Genomic DNA, 21917 nt, shown 5'->3' with positions numbered 1-21917 from the left:
CCCCGTTTCCGCCCCCGCGCGGGAACGGAGTTTTTTTTAGAACTGTTTTGAACCTGACTATGAACGCACCTCACACCAACTTGCTGGACTTCGATCCCGCGCAGCTCATCGCTTATTGCGCCGAGTTGGGGGAGAAGCCGTTCCGCGCCAAGCAACTGCAACGCTGGATCCATCAATTCGGGGCGTCGGACTTCGACGCCATGACTGATCTGGCCAAGTCGCTGCGCGACAAACTGAAAACCCGAGCCCACGTCACGGCGCCGGCCATCATCAGCGACCACACGTCCACCGACGGCACGCGCAAATGGCTGGTCGACGTCGGCAACGGCAACGCGGTCGAAACCGTGTTCATCCCGGAAGAAAACCGTGGCACCCTGTGCATTTCCACCCAGGCCGGCTGCGCCGTCAACTGCCGTTTCTGCTCGACCGGCAAGCAGGGCTTTTCCCGCAACCTGACCGTCGGCGAGATCATCGGCCAGCTGTGGATGGCCGAGTTCGAACTGCGCCGCACCAAGGGCATCGAGCCGGGGCCGAAGGGCGAGCGCCAGATCACCAACGTCGTCATGATGGGCATGGGCGAGCCGCTGCTGAACTTCGAGCCGACCGCCACCGCCCTCAAGCTGATGCTCGACGATAACGCCTACGGCCTGTCGCGCCGCCGCGTGACCCTGTCGACCTCCGGCGTCGTGCCGATGATGGACAAGCTGTCGCAGGAAGTGCCGGTGGCGCTGGCCGTGTCGCTGCACGCGTCCAACGACGAGCTGCGCAACAGCCTGATCCCGCTGAACAAAAAGTATCCGCTCAAGGAGCTGATGGCCGCCTGCAAGCGCTATCTGGAATTCGCCCCGCGCGACTTCATCACCTTCGAATACTGCATGCTCGACGGCGTCAACGACTCCGACGAGAACGCCCGTGAACTGATCGCGCTGGTGCAGGACCGCCAGTTCGGCGTCAACTGCAAGTTCAACCTGATTCCGTTCAATCCGTTCCCGGAGTCCGGCCTGCTGCGCTCGAAAAATCCGCGCATCAAGGCCTTCGCCCAGATCCTGGTCGACGCCGGCATCGTCACCACCATCCGCAAGACGCGCGGCGACGATATCGACGCCGCCTGCGGCCAGTTGGCCGGCGAGGTCCAGGACCGCACCAAGGTGGCGCAGCGGATGGAAAAGATGGCCGAGTACCAGCAAAAGTTCGGCGCCAATTTCGGCAAGATCGTGGAGATCACTTCCTGATGACGCTCCTGGCGCAGCGTAGCCGGCGGCTCGTCGCGCTCGGGTTGATCCCGGCGCTGGCGGGGACGTTGGCCGGTTGCGCCTCGGCGCCGGAACCCGGCAACAGCGGCAAGGCCGAGCTGACCACGGCGTCGGACCAGACCAGCGCCCAGCGCAAGGTCGAGATCCGCATGCAGCTGGCGGTCGGTTATTACGAGCAGGGCCAGTATCCGTTCGCGCTCGACGAGGTCAAGATGGCGTTGTTGGCCGATCCGCAGTACGCCGACGCCTACGGCATGCGCGGCCTGATTTATCAGGCCATGGGGGAGAACGGCCTGGCCGAGGATAACTTTGTCCGCGCGCGCAAACTTGCGCCGGGCAATCCGGATCTGGCCAACAATTATGGTTCTTTCCTGTGCCAGAACGGCCGGGTGGCGGAGGCGATGCCGCTGTTCGACGCCGCGCTGGGCAACCGCGGCTACCGTTCGCCGGCGTCGGCCGCGAACAACGCCGGGTCGTGCGCGTTGAAGACCAAGGATTACGCCAGCGCGGAGCGTTATCTGCTGCAAGCCTTGCAGTTGACGCCCGACCTGCCGGCCACCAACGCCAATCTGGCGCGGGTATATTTTGAAAAGCGCGATTATGTGCGCGCCAATTTCTTCATTACCCGTCTGAACAAGGTGGCAAAGATGGAGAGCCTGACGGCCGATGTGCTGTGGCTCGGGATTAAGGTGCAGCATAAGGTGGGCGATAAGGGGGCTGAAGCTGGTTGGGCGACGCAATTGCGCCGCCACCACCCCGGCTCGACCGAATATGCTGCTTATCAACGTGGGGCGTTTGATGAGTGAGACAGGGATACCAATGAATTCAGAGTGGGCAGAACCGCCGAAAAAAGACCAGGGCAGCAGCAGCCTGGCCACGCCCGGAGCACAACTGGCCGCCCAGCGCGAAGCGATGGGCATGTCGGTGGAACAGATCGCGGACCAGCTGAAGCTGGCGCCGCGCCAGGTCGTCGCGCTCGAAGCGGGCGATTACGCCTCCTTGCCGAATATGGCGGTGGTGCGTGGGTTCGTCCGCGCCTACGCCAAGGTCGTCAAGCTGGACCCCACGCCGCTGGTGGCGATGATCGAGGTGATCTCGCCGACCAGCCCCGAGGCCGCGCCGCCGCGCAGGGAGCGGGCCGCCGAGTTTTCGGAGTCGCGCTTCCCGCTGATGACCGACCGTTCGTCCGGCCGTGGCGGCTGGATGGTGGGCGCCGTCGTGGTGGCCGCCGCCTTGATCGGCGGGGGCGTGTACGCCTACCAGAGCGGGTTGATTTCGACCTCGATGTTCGAGCGCGCCAGCGGTGACGGCGCCTCCAGCGCCAGCGCCGTGACCGAGCTGCCCAAGCCGATCGATTCGACCATGCCGCTGGAGACCACCCTGGTCAAGCCGGGCCAGGAAACGGCGCCGCTGCAGTCGCCGAACGTGCCGCTGATTTCGGTGCCGCCGCCAGGCACGAGCACCAACCCGGCCGACGCCGCGAGCGCGCCTGCGGCCGCGGGCGCACCCGCCGCGCCAGCCGCACCAGCCGCCGCGACGACCACCGCGCCGACGACCGCCGCGCCGGCAGCGCAGGTGTTGCCGCCTGCGGCCGCTCCGGCAGCGGCCACCGGCACCCAGCTGGTGCTGGAAGTGACGAGCGATTCGTGGGTGGAGATTCGCCGGCCCGGCACCAAGCCGCTGATTTCGCGCCTGGTCAAGGCGGGCAGCACCGAGACCTTCGATATCAAGGACCCGGCGCTGCTGATCATCGGCAAACCGGACGGCGTGAAGGCGACCCTGGGCGGCGCGCCGCTGGCGCTGCCACCGGTTGCCGGCGGCACGATCTCCCGCGTCAATATCAAGTAAGTTAAAACAAGTTAAACCAGCCAGCACGAGCAAACAGCCATGTCTTCTACGCAAACAGCTATTCCTTCGGGACCGTCGAATCGCCGCGCCAGCCGCAGCGTGCTGGTCGCGCACGGCCAGCGCAAGATCTGGGTCGGCGGCGACGCCCCCGTGGTGGTGCAGTCGATGACCAACACCGACACCGCCAACGCGATCGAGACGGCGATCCAGATCCGCGACCTGGCGCGCGCCGGTTCGGAGCTGGTGCGCCTGACGGTGGACCGTCCGGAGGCCGCCGAGGCGGTGCCGTACATCCGCGAACAGTTGGACAAGATGGAAATCGACGTGCCGCTGGTGGGCGACTTCCACTACAACGGCCACACGCTGCTGAACGACTATCCGGAGTGCGCCAAGGCGCTGTCGAAGTACCGCATCAACCCGGGCAACGTCGGCAAGGGCGCCAAGCGCGATACCCAGTTCGCGCAGATGATCGAAGTGGCCGCGCGCTACGACAAGCCGGTGCGCATCGGCGTCAACTGGGGCAGCCTGGATCAGGCGCTGCTGGCGCGCATCATGGACGAAAACGCCGGCCGCGCCGAGCCGTGGAGCGCGCAGGCGGTGATGTACGAGGCGCTGATCACCTCCGCCATCGAGAACGCCGTGCGCGCCGAGGAACTGGGCCTGGGCCGCGACAAGATCATCCTGTCGTGTAAAGTCTCCGGCGTGCAGGACCTGATCGCCGTCTACCGCGAGCTGGCCAAGCGCTGCGACTATCCTCTGCACCTGGGCCTGACCGAGGCCGGCATGGGCAGCAAGGGCATCGTCGCCTCGACGGCGGCGCTGTCGGTGCTGCTGCAAGAGGGCATCGGCGACACCATCCGCATTTCGCTGACGCCGGAGCCGGGCGGCGACCGCACCAAGGAGGTGGTGGTTGGCCAGGAGATTTTGCAGACCATGGGCCTGCGCAAATTCACGCCGATGGTGATCGCCTGCCCGGGTTGCGGCCGCACCACCTCGACCACGTTCCAGGAACTGGCCGACAACATCCAGACCTATCTGCGCGAGCAGATGCCGGAGTGGAAAAAGACCTATCCGGGCGTGGAGGCGATGAACGTGGCCGTCATGGGCTGCATCGTCAACGGTCCGGGCGAATCGAAGCACGCCAACATCGGCATCAGTTTGCCGGGCACCGGCGAATCGCCGGCGGCGCCGGTGTTCGTCGACGGCGCCAAGTTCGCGACCCTGCGCGGTGAGCGCATCGTCGAGGAATTCCAGGAAATCGTATTGAACTACGTGAAGAACAACTACGGCAAACAAGCCGCCGAAGCATAAGAAGAAATCGAAATGTCCGAAAACAAAAAAGCTGAAAAGATCACCGCCGTCAAAGGCATGAACGATATCCTGCCGACCGATTCGCATCTGTGGCAGCTGTTTGAAAACACCGCGCAATCGGTCGTGCAAAGCTACGGATTCCAGCAGATCCGCACGCCGATCGTCGAAGACACCGCGCTGTTCAAGCGCGCCATCGGCGCCGTGACCGACATCGTTGAAAAGGAAATGTACTCGTTCACCGATTCGATGAACGGCGACGAGCTGACCCTGCGCCCCGAAGGCACGGCCGGCGCGGTGCGCGCGGTGATCGAGCACAATCTGGTGTACGAAGGCCCGAAACGCCTGTGGTACACCGGTCCGATGTTCCGCCACGAGCGTCCGCAGCGCGGCCGCTATCGCCAGTTCTACCAGTTCGGCTGCGAGGCCGTCGGCTTCAACGGCCCGGACGTGGACGCGGAACTGATCATGATGTGCCGCCGCCTGTGGGATGACCTGGGCCTGGAAAACATCCGCCTCGAACTGAACTCGATCGGCGACGCCGAAGAGCGCGCGCGCCACCGCGTCGACCTGATCGCCTACCTGGAAAAGCACGAGGATATCCTCGACGCCGAAGCCAAGCGCCGCCTGCACAGCAACCCGCTGCGCATCCTGGACACCAAGAATCCGGCGATGCAGGAGATGGTCAACGGCGCGCCCAAGCTGATGGAGTACCTGGGCGAGGAATCGCTGGCACACTTCAACGGCGTGCGCAAGATCCTCGACCATAACAACATCCCGTACGTGATCAACAACCGCCTGGTGCGCGGCCTCGATTACTACAACCGCACCGTGTTCGAATGGGTCACCGACGCACTGGGCTCGCAGGGCACCGTGTGCGCCGGCGGCCGTTACGATCCGCTGATCGCCTCGTTCGGCGGCAAGCCGACACCGGCCGTCGGTTTCGCCATGGGCATCGAACGCCTGCTGGAACTGATGAAGGAAGCCGGCGAGCCGGAACAACCGAACCAGTGCGACGTCTACCTGGTGCACCAGGGCGAGGCCGCCCAGCTGCAAGCGTTCGTGCTGGGCGAGCGTATCCGCGACGCGGGCCTCGATGTCGTCATGCACGCCTCGACCGCCAACGGTCCCGGCAGCTTCAAGACGCAGATGAAAAAGGCCGACGGCAGCGGCGCCTCGTTCGCCGTCATCATCGGCGAGGACGAAGTGGCCAACCACACCGCCACCGTCAAGGCGATGCGCGCGGAGGAGGGCGACATGCAGCAATCGACGGTGCCGTTCGACGACGTCGTCGACTTCCTGGTCGACCAGATCACCGGCAGCGGCGATCACCACCATCACGTGCACGACGAGCATTGCAATCACTAAGCTAACACCGAGCCGTTTTTTTTAACGCATTCATTAATCCTCTAGCAGACGAACTGACATGGCATACGATCTCGAAGAACAAGAACAACTCGCTACCCTTAAAGCCTGGTGGGAAAAATACGGCAACCTGACCTCGTGGGTGCTGATCGCCGGCCTGGCCGCCTATTCCGGTTGGGCGGGTTGGAACTACTACCAGCGCAACCAGTCGAACCAGGCCTCGGCGCTGTACGAGGAACTGCAAACGGCCGTGCAAGCCAAGGACAACGCCAAGGTGCTGCGCGCCGCCGGCGACATGGAATCGAAATTCGGCAGCACCACCTACGCGCCGATGGCCGCGCTGGTGGCCGCCAAGAGCAGCTTCGACGCCAACGACGTCAAGTCGGCCAAGGCGCAGCTGCAGTGGGCGATCGACCATGGCGGCGACGAGTTCAAGGCCCTGGCCAAGATCCGCCTGGCCGGCATCCTGCTGGACGAAAAAGCCTATGACGACGCGCTGAAGGCGTTGTCCGGCGACGTGGCTCCGCAATTCGCCGGCGCCGTCGCCGACCGCAAGGGCGACATCCTGGCCGCGCAGAACAAGATCGCCGAAGCCCGCGCCGCCTACCAGGCCGCGCTCGACGCGACCGACAAGAAGAACCCTGGCCGCCAGCTGATCCAGCTGAAGTTTGAAGCCATCGGCGGCTCCGTGCCGGCCGATGCCGCCAAAGACGCCAAAAGCCCCGCCTAAATAACGTCACGCCGCAAGGGCGCCACGGCGCCCGCTTAGCTCTCCAGATCAAGGTTAAAAAATGCGTATTACCGAAAAAGTTATTGCTGCAAGTGTGTTCGCGATGTTGGCCGGTTGTTCCTTGTTTGGCTCGAAAGACACCAAGAACCAGCCGGCGCCGCTGGTGGAGCTCAAGGGCGGCATGGTGCCCAAGACCGTTTGGAAGTACTCGATGAACAAGGCCGGCACCGCCGTCTTCACGCCGGCGCTGGCGGGCGAGAGCCTGTACGTGGCCGACGGCGACGGCGTGCTGGCGCGCCTGAACGCGGCCACCGGCAAGGAAGCCTGGCGCGTCAAGACCGGCGTCGACCTGACCGCCGGCGTGGGTAGCGATGGTGAAGTGGTCGTCGTCGGCGGCAAAAAAGGCGTGATCCTGGCCTACGACGCCAACGGCAAGGAACTGTGGAAGGGCCAGGCCAGCAGCGAAGTGCTGTCCTCCCCGGTGGTGGGCGGCGGTGTGGTGGTGGTGCGCAGCGTCGACAACCTGATCACCGCGTACGACGCCAAGACCGGCGTCAAAAAATGGAGCGTGGCGCGCACCACGCCGGCCCTGACCCTGCGCAACGCGCCGGGCATGGTGATCAACGGCCCCAACGTGTACGTCGCCCAGCCGGGCGGCAAGCTGCTGGTGCTGGCCCTGGCCGGCGGCCTGCAGCGCTTCGAACTGGTGGTGGGCGAGCCGCGCGGCGCGACCGAGCTGGAACGGGTCACCGACATCGCCGGCGCCCCGGTGATCTTCGAAAAAGATGTTTGCGCCGTGTCGTACCAGGGCCGCGTGGCCTGCTTCGACGCCACCACCGGCGCGCCGCACTGGAGCAAGCCGACTTCGTCCGACGTGGGCGTGGCGGTGGACCAGCGTTTCGTATTCGTCTCCGACGACAAAGGCGAAGTTGCAGCCTACAGCCGCGAAAGCGGCGGCAACGCCTGGAAGAACGACAAGATGTCGTATCGCCGCCTGTCGACCCCCGTGTCGTTCGGCCGCGCTGTGGCCGTCGGCGACTACCAGGGTTACGTCCACTTCCTGTCGCGGGAAGATGGTTCGTACATAGGTCGTGCCGCGACCGACGGAAGCCCGATCCAATCGGACCCCGTCATCGCCGGCTCGAATTTGATTTTTCAAACCCAATCAGGGACAGTGACCGCTCTCGCGGTCGAGTAATACAATGAAGCCGGTAATCGCACTAGTGGGTCGACCCAATGTAGGGAAATCGACCTTGTTTAATCGTCTGACCCGCTCGCGCGATGCGCTGGTGGCGGACTTGCCTGGGTTGACGCGAGATCGTCACTATGGCGAGGGCCGTGTCGGCGAACGTCCCTTCCTCGTCATCGACACGGGCGGCTTCGAGCCGGTCGCCAAGGAAGGCATCATGCATCAGATGGCCAAGCAGACCAAGCAGGCCGTGGCCGAAGCCGACATCGTCGTCTTCTTGGTCGACGGCCGCCAGGGCCTGACGCCGCATGACAAAACCATCACCGACTTCCTGCGTAAAAGCGGCCGTCCGGTCATGCTCGTCGTGAACAAGTCCGAGGGCATGCGCTACACCGCCGTCGTCGCCGACTTCTACGAGCTGGGACTGGGCGAGCCGTACTCGATCTCGTCGGCCCACGGCGACGGCGTCGCCGACCTGGTGGAGGAGGCGCTGAACCTGGCCTTCGCCCAGCGTCCGGAAGACCCGGAGGAGCTCGACAAGGCCGACCACGGCATCAAGATCGCGCTGGTGGGCCGTCCGAACGTGGGCAAGTCGACCCTGATCAACACCCTGGTCGGCGAAGAGCGCGTCATCGCTTTCGACATGCCAGGCACCACCCGCGACTCGATCGAGATTCCGTTCGAGCGCGAAGGCAAGCAGTACACGCTGATCGACACGGCCGGTATCCGCCGCCGCGGCAAGGTGTTCGAGGCGATCGAGAAGTTCTCGGTCGTCAAGACGCTGCAGTCGATCTCGGAGGCCAACGTGGTCGTGCTGATGCTCGACGCCCAGCAGGACATCTCCGAGCAGGACGCCCACATCGCCGGCTTCGTGCTGGAGACGGGCCGCGCGCTGGTGATCGCCGTCAACAAGTGGGACGGCTTGCGCACCGATGAGCGCGACGAGATCAAGATCGACATCGACCGCAAGCTCGACTTCTTGTCGTTCGCCAAGATGCACTTCATCTCGGCCTTGAAATCGCAGGGCATCGGCCCGCTGATGAAGTCGGTCGACGCGGCCTACGCCGCCGCCACGGCCAACCTGTCGACGCCGAAGCTGACCCGCGCCCTGATCGAGGCGGTGGAAAAGCAGGAGCCGCGCCGCAAGGGTTCGATCCGTCCGAAGCTGCGCTACGCGCACCAGGGCGGTATGAATCCACCGGTGATCGTTATCCACGGCAACGCTTTGGACGCCGTCGGCGAGCCCTACAAGCGTTACCTGGAAAAACATTTCCGCGACACGTTCCAGCTGGTGGGCACGCCTTTGCGCATCGAGCTGCGCACCGGTAAAAACCCGTTCTCCAAGACGCCGGCCAAATAAGAAAAAAATAAGGGAATTTTGGCTTTTTTGTACGGGACTCCCCTGCAAAAATTGTCAAAACAGGTTACAGTGGCTTAGAAGCACCATTCCCGGCGTGGCGAGCGGTGTTTCAGCGGAAATCATTTGACTTTCGCTGGGCCACGTACTTGAAATTAAGCGTTTCGCCTCCAATTCCAACACAACAACATAAAATGGAGCTGTTATGAGCAACAAAGGGCAACTGTTACAAGACCCATTCCTCAATGCCTTGCGCAAAGAGCATGTTCCTGTCTCGATCTATCTGGTCAACGGCATCAAGCTGCAGGGCCATATTGAATCGTTCGACCAGTACGTCGTACTGCTGCGCAACACCGTGACCCAGATGGTCTACAAACACGCCATCTCCACGGTAGTGCCGGCACGCGCCGTCAATCTCAACATTGAATCCGAAGCGGAATAAGCGCTTGCATCTCGGCTTCTTCCCAACTTGCCTGACCGTCTTATGCGCGCAGCTCTAGTCGGTATCGATTTCGGTCAGGGCGACTTTGCCGCCAGCGTCGAGGAACTGCAACTGCTGGCCCGTTCAGCAGGCGCGGAGCCTGTCACGACGATCACGGCAAAGCGTTCATCTCCTGACGCGGCGTATTTCGTTGGCAGCGGCAAGGCCGACGAAATCGGTCTCGCCGTGCTCGATCACGCCATCGAAATCGTCATCTTCAACCACGCGCTGTCGCCCGCCCAGCAACGCAACCTGGAAAAGCGCCTGCAGATCCGGGTGCTCGACCGTACCAGCCTGATACTCGACATTTTCGCCCAGCGCGCCGCCTCCCACGAGGGCAAGCTGCAGGTGGAACTGGCGCAGCTGCAGCATCTGGCCACGCGCCTGATCCGCGGCTGGACCCACCTTGAACGGCAAAAGGGCGGTATCGGCTTGCGCGGTCCGGGTGAAACGCAGCTTGAAACCGACCGCCGTTTGATCGGCGAGCGGGTCAAAGCGCTGCGCGCGCGTCTCGGCAAGCTGCGCAAGCAGCACGAGACGCAGCGCCGCTCGCGCGGACGCAGCCAGACGTTCTCGGTGTCGCTGGTCGGCTATACCAATGCCGGCAAATCGACCTTGTTCAACGCGGTCACCAAGGCCGGCGTCTACGTCGCCGACCAGTTGTTCGCCACGCTGGACACGACCTCGCGCCGCGTCTACATGGGGCAGGAAGTGGGCAACGTGGTGTTCTCGGACACGGTCGGTTTCGTGCGCGAGCTGCCGCACCAGCTGGTGGCGGCGTTCCGCGCCACGCTGGAGGAGACCATCCACGCCGATTTGCTGCTGCACGTCGTCGACGCCTCGTCGCCGGTGCGCATGGAGCAGATCGAGCAGGTCAACCTGGTGCTCAAGGAGATCGGCGCCGATCATATTCCGCAGATTCTGGTGTGGAACAAGATCGACGCGGCCGGCCTGGAGCCGTCTGTGGAAAGGGATGAATATGCTAAAATTTCCCGCGTTTTCCTCAGCGCGCGCACCGGCCAGGGCGTCGATCTGCTGCGCGAGGCGGTGGTCGAATGGGCCAAGGCGGCACCCGGCGCAAGGCTGAACCAGGCCTACCCGACAGGCGACATGGAAGAATTCGAAGAAGCGGATCGAGCGGACGACTGGGAGGCAGCCGATGGCGACGCCCACCAGGTCTCCGACTCCGAAGCAGATAGCAGTCCCACCCCTAATCACGTTGGATCACACTGATGCGTGTCTCCTCAATTATGAAACGTCTTGGCCTCAAGCCGTCGCTGAACGATCCCCGCTGGGGCTCGGACAAGAAGGACGGCGAGCCGCAAGCGAACGAAGGCAAAAAGCCCGGCGAAGGACCTCCCGACATGGAGCAGCTGTGGCGCGATTTCAATCAGCGCCTCAATAGCTTCTTCGGCCAGAAGAAAGGTCCCGAGGGTCCCAATAACGGCGGTCCCGCCGGTCCAGGCGGGCCGCGTCCCGACATGGCCGGCATGCGCGCCACGGCCGGCGCCATCGGCGTCGTCGCCGCGCTGATCTGGCTCGCCAGCGGTTCCTTCATCGTGCAGGAGGGCCAGACCGGTATCGTCTACACCTTCGGTAAAGTGAGCCACACCACCGGTTCCGGTTTCAACTGGCGCTGGCCGTATCCGTTCCAGAGCGACGAAACGGTCAAGGTATCGCAGATGCGGATGGTCGAAATCGGCTACCGCGGCAACGTCAAGAACAAGCAGGCGCGCGAATCGCTGATGCTGACCGACGATGAAAACATCATCGACATGCAGTTCGCCGTGCAGTTCAAACTGAAGGATCCCGTGGCCTGGCTGATGAACAACCGCGACGAGGAGGACACCGTGCGCCAGGTGGCCGAGACCTCGATCCGCGAAATCGTCGGCAAGAACAAGATGGACTTCGTGCTGTACGAGGGCCGCGACAAGGTGGCCTACGAGACGCAGCAGCTGATGCAGCTGATCCTCGACCGCTATGCCTCCGGCGTGCTGATTTCGAACGTGACCCTGCAGGCGGTGCAACCGCCGGAGCAGGTGCAAGTCGCCTTCGACGACGCCGTCAAGGCCGGCCAGGATCTGGAACGCCAGAAGAATGAAGGCCAGGCTTACGCCAACGACGTGATTCCGAAGGCGCGCGGTTACGCTTCGCGCCTGCTGCAGGAGGCCGAAGCCTATCGTTCGATGGTCACCGAGAACGCCACCGGTAACGCCGCCCGCTTCAAACAGGTGCTGACCGAGTACCAGAAGGCGCCGGGCGTGACGCGCGACCGCATGTATCTGGAAACGATGCAGCAGATTTATTCGAGCGCCAGCAAGGTGATGGTCGACGCCAAGAGCGGCAGCAACCTGCTGTATCTGCCGTTGGACAAGCTGATCGCCCAGGTGGCGGCGACCGACGCGTCGGCGGCCCAGGCCAAGGCGGCGCAGGCTTCGCCACCGCCGGTGGCAACCTTGCCGTCGGAGATCATGCCATCGGTTGAAGTAACCCGCCAGCGCGATTCGCGCTCGCGAGATTCCGGACGTGACCGGGAGGGTCGTTAATGAATCGCATAGCCAGTTCCCTCATTGCTGTTTTCGTCGTGCTGCTGTTGCTGTCGTCGATGGTGTTCGTGGTCGACCAGCGCAAGTACGCGATCGTCTTCGCGCTGGGTCAGATCAAGGAAGTGATACGCGAGCCGGGGCTGCATTTCAAACTGCCGCCGCCGTTCCAGAATGTGCTGTATCTGGATAACCGCATCCTGACCATTGAATCGGCCGACGCCGAGCGCTTCATCACCGCCGAGAAGATGAACATCCTGGTCGACAGCTTCGTCAAGTGGCGCATCGGCCGCAACGAAGGCCAGGCCAAGCTGTACTACGTCACCTTCGGCGGCGACGAGACCCGCGCGCGCGACCGCATGTCGGTCATCGTCAAGGCAGCGCTGAACGAGGAAATCACCAAGCACACCGTGAGCGAAGTCATTTCGGGCAAGCGCGGCAAGGTGATGGAGGCGATCCGCACCAAGGTGGTTCAGGAAGCCGCGCAGATCGGCGTCGAGATCATCGACGTGCGCCTGAAGCGCGTCGAATACGTCGAGCAGATCAACAACTCGGTGTACGACCGCATGAAGGCCGAGCGCCTGCGCGTGGCCAACGAACTGCGTTCGACCGGTTCGGCCGAATCGGAGAAGATCCGCGCCGACGCCGACCGCCAGCGCGCCGTGATCCTGGCCGAGGCCTATCGCGAAGCGGAAACGATGCGCGGCGAGGGCGACGCCAAGGCGTCGGCCATCTACGCCGAGGCGTTCGGCCGCAATCCGGAGTTCTACAAGTTCTACCGCAGCCTGGAAGCCTACCGCGCCACGTTCAAGAATCACGGCGACGTGATGGTGATGGATTCGAGCTCGGACTTCTTCAAGTACTTCAAGAGCTCGGGCACCGGCGGCGCGCCGTCGGCGCCGGCCGCGCCGAAGAAGTAAGCCGGCGACGGCAAAAAGAAGGGCGGATACCTGCGGGTATCCGCCCTTTTTGCATTCGCGGTCCGTTTTAAAGCGGTTAAGCGTTTAATCGAGCCCGGTTTTGCCGGGCGCCCAATACGCTTTGCTCTGGCGCCGGCCGGCGGCCAGGTTTTCGCGCTTCAGCACTTTGCCCATGTGCTGGATGGCGCCCGCGCGGCCGGTCAGGACGACGTCCGCCTCCGGGTGCGCCCGCAACAGCGCCGTCATGCGCGCTTCCAGTTCGGTGAAATGGCCGTCGTTCTCAAGGCGGGCACAGAGCGCGGCCCCTTGCATGTCCAGCCGTTCCATCACGGGCGCGGTGTCGCCGGGCCGCGAGACTTCGAACAGTCCCAGCACGGCTGGCGCGGCCGCCTGGTCGGCCAGCGCCGCCGCCAGGCCCAGTGAGGTCTCGTCGCCGAACACGATGACGGTCGATTGCGGCCGCGCCAGGCGCACCGACTTGCGCGGGCCGAAGACGACGCAGTCTTCGCCCTTGCGCAGCGCGCGCGCCCATTGGGCGCCAGGGCCGCCTGCGGCATGCAGGTAGGCCAGGATGCGGGTGCGTCCGCCGTCGGCGTCCCAGCCCATCGGCGTGTAAGTGCGCTGGGTCCAGCCGCCCAGCTGGATCTGGATCTTGTCCCCGGGCGTCCAGGCGGCATCGCGCAACGTCTCGCCGCCCAGCGTGACGATGCGGAAGGCGTCGCCGACATCCTCGATCTCCAGCACCCGCGCGCTGCGCGTGAACAGCTTTAATAGCGCCGATTCCAGCAGGCCGGCGCGGTTTTTCAGGGGAGGGATGGCGGGGTCGTTCATTGCAAGTGCTCCGTGTGGTTGTCGAGGTGGATCGGGGAAGGGGCGCGCGCGGCGCGAATATCGTATCGATACCGATGTAGACGTATCAGCGGCCGGATTTATTATGGGCGCGCGCCGCGGCCATGCCGGTCGCCCGCCGCGGGAGCTCCCGGCCCTCCGGCGGGCGGCGATTTTTTCCCGCCCATCGGTCATTTCGCGTAAAATATCAGGTTCGGCCCGCCGCTTTTATGGCAGCGCCACGTTCGCCGCATTATTCGTTTTTTAATTTTTCCGTATCAGTTTCCCATGCCGAATTGGCTTTTGCCCGAGAACATCGCCGACGTTTTGCCGTCGGAAGCCCGCAAGATCGAAGAGTTGCGTCGTCTGATGCTGGATAATTTCCGTCTGTACGGTTATGAACTGGTCATGCCGCCGCTGCTCGAGTACGTCGAATCGCTGCTGGCCGGCGCCGGCAAGGACACCGATCTGCGCACCTTCAAGCTGGTCGACCAGATTTCCGGCCGCATGCTGGGCATCCGCGCCGACATGACGACGCAGGTGGCGCGTATCGACGCCCATCTGTTGAACCGCGACTCGGTCACGCGCCTGTGCTACGTCGGCAGCGTGCTGCACACCCGTCCTTCGGGCCTGCACACCACCCGCGAGCCGCTGCAGATCGGCGCCGAGATTTACGGCCACGCCGGCCTGGAAGCCGACGCCGAGATCCTCGAGCTGTCGCTGGCCTCCCTGGCGCTGGCCGGTTTCAACGAGGTGCGGCTGGACCTGGCCCACGCCGGCGTGCTGCGCGTGATCCTCGACGGCGACGCCAACGCGGCCAGGGACGAGGCGGCCCTGTACGCGCTGCTGCGCTCCAAGGACGTGCCGGGCCTGCAGGCGATCACCGCCAACTACGCGCCGCAGGTGCGCGAGGCCTTGCTGGCGCTGCCGAACCTGTACGGCGACGTCGAAGTATTGAAGAAGGCGCGCGAGACGCTGCCCGACTTGCCGGGCATGGCCAAGGCGCTGGCCGAACTGGCCGCGCTGGCCGCGTCCGCGCTGGGCCGCGCCGAAGTGGCGATCGACCTGGCCGACCTGCGCGGCTACCAGTACGAAAGCGGCGCGATGTTCGCGCTGTATGTGCCAGGCTTGCCGAACGCGGTGGCGCGCGGCGGCCGTTACGATCACGTAGGCGAAGCCTTCGGCCGGGCGCGTCCCGCCACCGGCTTCTCGCTCGACCTGCGCGAGCTGGCGCGCCTGTTGCCGACCGCGGAGCGCAAGCAGTCGATCCGCGCTCCATGGGGCAACGCGCCGGAATTGAAGGAAAAAATCGCCGAGCTGCGCAAGTCCGGCGAAGTCGTGATCCAAAGTATGCCGGGTCACAGCAACGAGCTGGACGAGTTCGAGTGCGACCGCGCTCTGGTACTCGACGATAGTGGTAGCAACTGGATTCTTAAAAACTTAGGTTAGTGTGATGTCAAAGAAAAACGCAAAGAACGTCGTCGTCATCGGTACCCAGTGGGGCGATGAGGGCAAGGGCAAGATCGTCGACTGGTTGACCGATCATGCACAAGGTGTGGTCCGCTTCCAGGGCGGCCACAACGCCGGCCATACGCTGGTCATCGGCGGCGTCAAGACCGCGCTGCAGCTGATCCCGTCGGGCATCATGCGTCCGGGCGTGGCCTGCTACATCGGTAACGGTGTGGTGGTGTCGGTGCCGGACGTGCTGCGCGAAATCGACAAGCTGGAAAAAGTCGGGGTCGAAGTCGCGTCGCGCCTGAAGGTGTCGGACGCCGCTCCCGTGATCCTGCCGTACCACGCCGCGCTGGACCTGGCCCGTGAAGCCGCCCGTGGCGAAGCCAAAATCGGCACCACCGGCAAGGGCATCGGCCCGGCCTACGAAGACAAGGTGGCGCGCCGCGCCATCCGCGTCGCCGACCTGCTGAACGAAAAGCGCTTCGCCGAAAAGCTGGCCGAGAACCTCGACTACCACAACTTCGTGCTGGAGCACTACCTCAAGGCCCCGCGCATCGAATACCAGAAGACCCTGGACGACGCGCTGGCCTACGTGCCGCGCCTGCGCCCGATGGTGACCGACGTTTCGAGCGCGCTGTACGCCGCGCACAAGGCCGGCGCCAACCTGCTGTTCGAAGGCGCGCAAGGCTCGCTGCTGGACGTCGACCACGGCACCTATCCGTTCGTCACCTCGTCGAACTGCGTGGCCGGCAACGCCGCCGCCGGCTCCGGCGTCGGTCCGAACATGCTGCACTACATCATGGGCATCACCAAGGCCTACACCACCCGCGTCGGTTCCGGCCCGTTCCCTTCGGAGCTGCCGACCGATGCAGGCGTCGGCCACCACTTGGCGCAAGTGGGCCACGAGTTCGGCACCGTCACGGGCCGCGCGCGCCGCTGCGGCTGGTTCGACGCCGCGCTGCTGCGCCGCTCGGTCCAGATCAACGGCGTCACCGGCATGTGCCTGACCAAGCTGGATGTATTGGACGGCCTGGAATCGCTCAAGCTGTGCACCGGCTACACCATCGACGGCGTGGCCGTCGACATCTTCCCGTCGGGCGCCGAGGAAGCCGCGCGCTGCGTGCCGGTCTACGAAGAGATGCCGGGTTGGACCGAAAGCACCGTCGGCGCGAAATCGCTGGCCGCGCTGCCGGCCACCGCGCGCGCTTACATCAAACGTATCGAAGAGTTGGTCGGCGTGCCGGTCGACATGGTATCGACCGGTCCGGATCGTGAAGAAACGATCGTTCTGCGTCATCCGTTCGAGTAATCAAGGAATCATCATGAGCGAACCGCAATCGAACGAAAAACACCTGTGGGTATCCTGGGACGAATACCACCGCCTGATCGAGCGCCTCGCGCTGAAGGTCCATGAATCGGGCTGGAAGTTCGACATGGTCCTGTGCCTGGCGCGCGGCGGCGTGCGTCCGGGCGACGTCTTCTCGCGAATCTTCGACGTGCCGCTGGCGATCCTCTCGACCAGCAGCTATCGTGAAGAAGCGGGCACCGTGCGCGGTGACCTGGACATCGCCAAGTACATGACGATGACCAAGGGCCCGTTGAGCGGCAAGATCCTGCTGGTGGACGACCTGGCCGATTCCGGCGTCACCCTGATCAAGGTGATGAAGCATTTGAAGGACAACTTCGAAGGCGTCACCGATGTGAAATCGGCCGTGATCTGGACCAAGGGCAGCTCGGCCTTCAAGCCGGACTACCAGATGGAGGAACTGCCGCACAATCCGTGGATCCACCAGCCGTTCGAGGACTACGACGGTCTGCGTCCGCATCAACTGGCGGCATGGATCAAAAAAGGCGAAGCGGCTCAATAAGCTGTTCGACCAAGGGAGCTTCGGCTCCCTTTTTTATTCAATAAAAAAAACACATGACTCAAGACTTCTTCCAGACCTTCATTTTGCTGGTTCTCGTGACCGACCCTTTCGGCAACGTGCCGCTGTTCGCCAGCGTGCTCAATCCGGTGCCGCCGGCGCGCCGTTCGCGCATCGTGATTCGCGAATGCGCGATCGCGTTCGTGCTGCTGTTGATTTTCATGTTCTTCGGGCGGCACTTCCTGGCGGCGCTGCATTTGTCGGAAGTGGCGCTGCGCATCGGCGGCGCCGTGATCCTGCTGCTGATTTCTATTCGCATGATCTTCCCGCATCCGGACGGCGTGTTGGGTCGCACCGATGGCGGAGAGCCGTTCATCGTGCCGCTGGCGATTCCTGCATTGGCCGGGCCGTCGGCCCTGGCCACGGTGCTGCTGTTTTCCAGCGAGAGCACCGGCGAGGTGATGGTGCACGTGGCGGCGCTGGCGGCGGTGGCGGTGGTGTGGCTGCTGGTGTTCCTCAGCGCCGAGCGCTTGCAGAAGGTGCTCGGTCCGCAGGTGATGACGGCGTTCGAGCGCCTGATGGGCCTGATCCTGACGGCGATGTCGGTCGAGATGCTGTTGAGCGGTATTCGGGAATTCGTCAAGACCCTGTAAATCCTACATCTGCCGGAAGTGGTGCAGGTAGCTGCGACTGACCGGCAGCACCTCGCCACGTCCGCGCAGCTTCAGGTCCGCCGTCTCATTGACACCCCGGACCACTTCCGCGACATGCGCGAGGTTGACGATCACCGAGCGGTGCGTCTGCACGAAGCGCTCCGGGTCGAGCTGCTCCGCCAGCTCCCGGATACTCTTGCGTATCAGCGCCTCGCCTTCCTCCCACACCACCAGCGTGTATTTCTCCTCGGCCTTCAGATAGCACACCTGCTCGACCGGAATCAGCCTCACGCTCGTCCCCACCGACGCCTTGATCCACTGCAGCCAGCGCCGCGCTTCGACGCGCTGCCCCAGCCGCCCGGCCAACTGGTCCAGCATCGCATCGAGCGCGGCGCCCCCCGGCAAAGGCCCATCCAACTGCCGGCGCAGGCGCTGCACGGTGTCCGCCAGGCGCGCCGGATCGATTGGCTTGACCAGATAGTCGACCGCGCCGTGCTCGAAGGCCTGCAACGCGTACTGCTCATACGCGGTGACAAACACAAGATGCGCGCGCCGGCCCAGCGCGCGTGCCGCCTCGATGCCGCTCATGCCCGGCATGTGGATGTCCAAAAACACCACCTGCGGCTGGTGTAGCTCGAACAGTTCAAGCGCCTCGCTGCCGTTGCGGGCGTCGTCCAGCACGCGCAGCTCCGGCCACAGCGTGGCAAGGTGGCTGCGCAGGCGTTCGCGCAGCAGCGGCTCGTCATCGGCGATCAGGGCTGTTGGCTGCTTCACGTTTTTCTCCAGGCTGAAAATGCAGTTCGATCCGCATGCCATGCGGCGTTTCCTCATGCAGATCAAGGCGCGCATCGGCGCCGTAAAAGCCATGCAGGCGGCTGCGCAGGTTGGACAGGCCGGTGCCCGGCTGCGCCGTCTCCGACATGCCGACGCCGCTGTCGGCGACCCACAGCACCACCTTGCCGTCGGCGGTGTCGTAACGTCCGCCGACGTCGATATGTCCTCCGGAAGGGGACGGATCGATGCCGTGGCGGACCGCGTTTTCGACCAAGGTCAATAACGCCATGGCGGGAAACCGCATCGACTCCAGCGCCGGCAAGCTGGCGACGGAAAATCGCAGCCGGTCCGGCATGCGCATGTGCATCAGCTCCAGATAGGCGCGCACCAGTTGCAGTTCGGTGCCGAGGGTGGCGTCGGCGTCGCCCAGGCGCGGCATGGCCGCGCGCAGGTAGGCGATCAGGTGGCGCAGCACCGGCCCGGCGTTCGGCGAACCGGCGGCCACCAGCGCTTCGACATTGGCCAGGGTGTTGAACAGGAAGTGCGGTTCGATCTGCGCCTGCAGCAGCCGCAGGCGGGCGTCGACCAGTTCGCGCTCGAGCGTGTTCTTTTCGAGTTCGACCTGCAGCCGGTCGGCCCGCTCGCGCTCCCTGCGTTCGGCGCGCATGGCCACCAGCGAGAAGGTCACCCCGAAGATCACGCCCAATACCACCATCATGACGTAGCCGGACAGTGTTTTAATATCGCTCAGATAGGTGACGAAGTGGCGGCCTTGGGTGCCTATCGCGGTCAGCAACGCCGCCAACGGCGCGGCCAGGACCACCGCCATTAGCCGCGCTTTGCCGGTCGATAACCACCGTGGCCGCAGCCGGTCCGCCGACGAATACGCGAACAAAAGCACAGCGCCGATAAATCCGATATGTCCGAACACGGTGGGATACGGCGTGCGGCTCATTTTGTGCAAAAGCCACGACAGCAACAACGTGAACACGGCGACCACGAGCGCCTGCCGCGCGGTCGGCAAGAACCTGGCTGGGCGGGGAAGGGGAGCGTTCGGCGTCATCGCCTAACGATAACCGCTCGCAGGTCGTCGTTCAAGCCCTAAAAACCGCCGTTGGTCGCATCGATCGCGCCGGCGCGTTGGTGGGCGGTTGAAGGCTGGCTATCTTGATGGCTACATAACAGCCGGGGAGCAAACCATGACGTCCGCACTTTCCATCGATTCCACGCCGCCGCGCAGGCGCACGGCCGACGCCTGGGCGGCGCTCGCGCTGACCGCCGCCGCGCGATTCTGGTTCGTCGCCACAGTCGCGGGGCAGCTGGTGTTCGCCGCGTACATCGTGTCGCTTTACGGCGGCGCCGCCGTCGACGGCAATTTGAATGGCTGGAACAAGGTCATGACGCACGGCTTCGTGCGCGCCGACCTGGCGGGAAATATCGTCACCGCCGTCCACCTGCTGCTGGCGGCGGTGATCATGGGCGGCGGAACGCTGCAGCTGATACCTCAACTACGTGCGCGCGCGCCGTCCTTCCATCGCTGGAACGGGCGGCTCTACCTCGCCGGCGCCGTCGTGGCGGCGTTGAGCGGCTTGTATATGATGTGGTTCCGGGGTGCCGTCGGCGACATGGTGCAGCACCTCGGCACCAGTCTCAACTCGGTGCTGGTCGTCGCGTGCGCCGGCATGACGTTGCGGCGCGCGCTATCGCGCGACTTCGCCGCGCACCGGCGTTGGGCGCTGCGGCTGTTCCTGTGCGTGAGCGGCGTGTGGTTCTTCCGCGTGGGCTTGATGTTCTGGCTCGCCGTGAACGGTGGTCCGGCGGGCTTCGATATCAACACCTTCACCGGGCCGTTTCTGAGCTTCCTGTCGTTCGCCCAGTATCTGCTGCCGCTTGCGATGCTTGAACTGTATCTGCGCTGTGGTGCCGGCGGCGGGGCGGTTGCGCGCGGCGGCACCGCGTTGCTGTTGGTGGCGCTGACGCTGGCGATGACGGTCGGCATCTCGGTGGCAACCATGGGTATGTGGTTGCCGAGGATGTGACGGGGCGTTCACCTCGTCCTTCGGGCGCGTGAACAGAAAAGTTGTGGAAAAGTCTTTACAGTGCGCAGCGAACGCGAGTAGACTTTTCAAAACACCAATGTAACCGGTTACATTCGCATCAAAGTAATCGGTTATATTTTTTAACGCAAATGTAACCGGTTACATTTTCCTGAAGGCAGCAAGAATGGCGATAACGATCAAGGACGTGGCGCAAGAGGCTGGCGTGTCGGTGGCGTCGGTGTCGCGCGCGCTCAACGGCCACGCCAGCATCACCGACGACACCCGCAAACACATTCTGGCGGTGGTCAAGCGGATGCGCTACATGCCGCACGTCGGCGCCCGCAGCCTGACCACCAGCTTCACCAACACCATCGGCGTGCTGCTGCCGGACCTGTACGGCGAGTTCTTCTCCGAGATCATTCGCGGCATCGACGTCGCCGCGCGCGCCCGTGGCCTGCACCTGATGGTATCGAGCTTGCACGGCGACGCCGATGAAGTGGCGTTGTCGATCCGCGCCATGCGCGGCCGCGTCGACGGCCTGCTGGTGATGTCGCCGCACGTGGACGCGGCGCTGCTGTCCGATAACCTGCCCGAAGACCTGCCGATCGTTTTGATGAGCACCGCCGCCGGCGGCACGCAGTACGCCTCCATCTCGTTCGATAACTACAGCGGCGCCTACGCGATGGTGGCGCACCTGGTGGGGCAGGGCTATGGGCGCATCGCCTTCCTCGCCGGCCCGGCCGGCAACTTCGAGGCGCAGGAGCGGCTGCGCGGCTACCACGCGGCGTTGGCCGCGCTGGCGCCGCAGGCGGTGGCGCAAGTGTTTGAAGGCGACTTCTCCGAAGAGTCGGGGCAGCGCGTCGGCAAGGCGCTGGCGCTTGCGGCCGACCGCCCGGACGCGCTGTTCGCGGCCAACGACATGATGGCCATAGGCGCGCTGCTGGAGCTGCGCCAGCAAGGCCTGGAGCTGCCGCGCGATATCGCGCTGGCCGGCTTCGATGATATTCGTATTGCGCGGTACGTCAGTCCGGCACTGACGACCGTTCGAGTCCCGATCGTCGATCTGGGTGTGCAGGCGTTGGAGCGCCTGCATGCGCAAATCGGCCAACCCGGGAGCATGCCGGCCACCGCGCAGACACTGGCCGCCGAATTGGTGATACGCGCATCGACCGGAGGCATCTGAATCATCCACTGAACCACGTAGGGCGGATTAGCGAAGCGTAATCGGCCAAACACCAGCGGCACCAGCAGCACCCGTTTCATGCCTTAGTAGTACAACAAAAAAGTACACAAAAAAACAGGAGACAAC

Annotated in this window: 21 protein-coding genes; 18 read left to right on the top strand and 3 right to left on the bottom strand. The window is 64.1% G+C overall.

What is annotated here, in order from left to right; all coding sequences use genetic code 11:
- Positions 1-59 precede the first annotated feature (59 nt).
- The 12 genes from rlmN to hflC all read left to right on the top strand — a co-directional run bounded on the left by rlmN (position 60) and on the right by hflC (position 12994).
- Positions 60-1232: a 23S rRNA (adenine(2503)-C(2))-methyltransferase RlmN gene (rlmN, locus tag MRBLMU1_RS19935; protein WP_363504629.1), complete on the top strand. Its 1173-nt coding sequence runs from the start codon at positions 60-62 to the stop codon at positions 1230-1232.
- Positions 1232-2059 carry a type IV pilus biogenesis/stability protein PilW gene (gene pilW, locus MRBLMU1_RS19930; protein ID WP_363504626.1) on the top strand — a complete coding sequence of 276 codons (828 nt, stop codon included), beginning with the start codon at positions 1232-1234 and terminating at the stop codon, positions 2057-2059. Before rlmN ends, pilW begins: the two co-directional genes overlap by 1 nt.
- 13 nt (positions 2060-2072) lie before the next feature.
- On the top strand, positions 2073-3101 hold the full coding sequence (locus MRBLMU1_RS19925) for a helix-turn-helix domain-containing protein (RefSeq protein ID WP_363504623.1): 1029 nt from the start codon (positions 2073-2075) through the stop codon (positions 3099-3101).
- Positions 3102-3140: 39 nt separating this feature from the next.
- The gene (ispG, locus tag MRBLMU1_RS19920) at positions 3141-4412 is read left to right on the top strand and encodes a flavodoxin-dependent (E)-4-hydroxy-3-methylbut-2-enyl-diphosphate synthase (protein ID WP_363504620.1); all 1272 of its coding nucleotides are present in this window, start codon (positions 3141-3143) and stop codon (positions 4410-4412) included.
- Between the two features lie 12 nt (positions 4413-4424).
- Entirely contained in the window at positions 4425-5777 is a 1353-nt protein-coding gene (hisS, locus tag MRBLMU1_RS19915; protein WP_363504617.1) for a histidine--tRNA ligase, read from the top strand.
- 58 nt (positions 5778-5835) lie between these two features.
- Positions 5836-6504, top strand: coding sequence for a YfgM family protein (locus MRBLMU1_RS19910; protein WP_363504614.1), 669 nt, complete (start codon positions 5836-5838; stop codon positions 6502-6504).
- A 61-nt stretch (positions 6505-6565) separates the two neighbouring features.
- Positions 6566-7702: an outer membrane protein assembly factor BamB gene (gene bamB / locus MRBLMU1_RS19905; protein ID WP_363504611.1), complete on the top strand. Its 1137-nt coding sequence runs from the start codon at positions 6566-6568 to the stop codon at positions 7700-7702.
- Between the two features lie 4 nt (positions 7703-7706).
- Complete coding sequence (gene der / locus MRBLMU1_RS19900) at positions 7707-9053, top strand: ribosome biogenesis GTPase Der (RefSeq protein WP_315222098.1); 1347 nt, start codon at positions 7707-7709, stop codon at positions 9051-9053.
- 202 nt (positions 9054-9255) lie between these two features.
- Positions 9256-9492 (top strand): RNA chaperone Hfq, encoded by a 237-nt coding sequence (hfq, locus tag MRBLMU1_RS19895; RefSeq protein WP_008450615.1) that lies wholly within the window; start codon positions 9256-9258, stop codon positions 9490-9492.
- 42 nt (positions 9493-9534) lie between these two features.
- Positions 9535-10764, top strand: coding sequence for a GTPase HflX (gene hflX / locus MRBLMU1_RS19890; RefSeq protein ID WP_363504604.1), 1230 nt, complete (start codon positions 9535-9537; stop codon positions 10762-10764).
- Between the two features lie 17 nt (positions 10765-10781).
- Entirely contained in the window at positions 10782-12077 is a 1296-nt protein-coding gene (gene hflK / locus MRBLMU1_RS19885) for an FtsH protease activity modulator HflK (RefSeq protein WP_363504601.1), read from the top strand.
- Entirely contained in the window at positions 12077-12994 is a 918-nt protein-coding gene (hflC, locus tag MRBLMU1_RS19880) for a protease modulator HflC (protein ID WP_315222105.1), read from the top strand. Before hflK ends, hflC begins: the two co-directional genes overlap by 1 nt.
- An 84-nt stretch (positions 12995-13078) precedes the next feature.
- Here the strand turns inward: hflC and MRBLMU1_RS19875 are convergent, their stop codons facing one another.
- The gene (locus MRBLMU1_RS19875; protein ID WP_363504598.1) at positions 13079-13825 is read right to left on the bottom strand and encodes a siderophore-interacting protein; all 747 of its coding nucleotides are present in this window, start codon (positions 13823-13825) and stop codon (positions 13079-13081) included.
- Between the two features lie 285 nt (positions 13826-14110).
- On the opposite strand from MRBLMU1_RS19875, the gene MRBLMU1_RS19870 reads away from it, so the two are divergent.
- Genes MRBLMU1_RS19870 through MRBLMU1_RS19855 form a run of 4 tightly spaced genes read left to right on the top strand, consistent with a single transcriptional unit; the run spans position 14111 to position 17795 of the window.
- A complete protein-coding gene (locus MRBLMU1_RS19870) occupies positions 14111-15271 on the top strand; it encodes an ATP phosphoribosyltransferase regulatory subunit (protein WP_363504596.1) in 1161 nt (386 codons plus the stop codon).
- 4 nt (positions 15272-15275) lie between these two features.
- The gene (locus tag MRBLMU1_RS19865; RefSeq protein ID WP_363504593.1) at positions 15276-16586 is read left to right on the top strand and encodes an adenylosuccinate synthase; all 1311 of its coding nucleotides are present in this window, start codon (positions 15276-15278) and stop codon (positions 16584-16586) included.
- Between the two features lie 13 nt (positions 16587-16599).
- Positions 16600-17145 (top strand): phosphoribosyltransferase, encoded by a 546-nt coding sequence (locus MRBLMU1_RS19860; RefSeq protein WP_315222111.1) that lies wholly within the window; start codon positions 16600-16602, stop codon positions 17143-17145.
- Positions 17146-17198: 53 nt separating this feature from the next.
- Positions 17199-17795 carry a MarC family protein gene (locus MRBLMU1_RS19855; protein ID WP_090314578.1) on the top strand — a complete coding sequence of 199 codons (597 nt, stop codon included), beginning with the start codon at positions 17199-17201 and terminating at the stop codon, positions 17793-17795.
- A 3-nt stretch (positions 17796-17798) separates the two neighbouring features.
- Here the strand turns inward: MRBLMU1_RS19855 and MRBLMU1_RS19850 are convergent, their stop codons facing one another.
- Both MRBLMU1_RS19850 and MRBLMU1_RS19845 read right to left on the bottom strand, forming a co-directional pair.
- Complete coding sequence (locus tag MRBLMU1_RS19850; RefSeq protein WP_363504588.1) at positions 17799-18569, bottom strand: LytR/AlgR family response regulator transcription factor; 771 nt, start codon at positions 18567-18569, stop codon at positions 17799-17801.
- Entirely contained in the window at positions 18538-19398 is an 861-nt protein-coding gene (locus MRBLMU1_RS19845; protein ID WP_363504585.1) for a sensor histidine kinase, read from the bottom strand. Before MRBLMU1_RS19845 ends, MRBLMU1_RS19850 begins: the two co-directional genes overlap by 32 nt.
- Before the next feature lie 370 nt (positions 19399-19768).
- Here MRBLMU1_RS19845 and MRBLMU1_RS19840 point away from each other — a divergent pair, with 370 nt between their 5' ends.
- Both MRBLMU1_RS19840 and MRBLMU1_RS19835 read left to right on the top strand, forming a co-directional pair.
- The gene (locus MRBLMU1_RS19840; RefSeq protein WP_363504582.1) at positions 19769-20608 is read left to right on the top strand and encodes a DUF2306 domain-containing protein; all 840 of its coding nucleotides are present in this window, start codon (positions 19769-19771) and stop codon (positions 20606-20608) included.
- A gap of 184 nt (positions 20609-20792) precedes the next feature.
- On the top strand, positions 20793-21791 hold the full coding sequence (locus tag MRBLMU1_RS19835) for a LacI family DNA-binding transcriptional regulator (RefSeq protein WP_363504580.1): 999 nt from the start codon (positions 20793-20795) through the stop codon (positions 21789-21791).
- The last annotated feature ends 126 nt before the right edge of the window (positions 21792-21917 follow it).

Origin of the sequence: Burkholderia sp. LMU1-1-1.1, assembly GCF_040675865.1 — a bacterium.
In the GTDB taxonomy this organism is placed as follows: Bacteria; Pseudomonadota; Gammaproteobacteria; order Burkholderiales; family Burkholderiaceae_D; genus Rugamonas.
The sequence above is the reverse complement of the archived record's forward strand: the minus strand, read 5'-3'. Positions and strand labels throughout refer to the sequence as shown.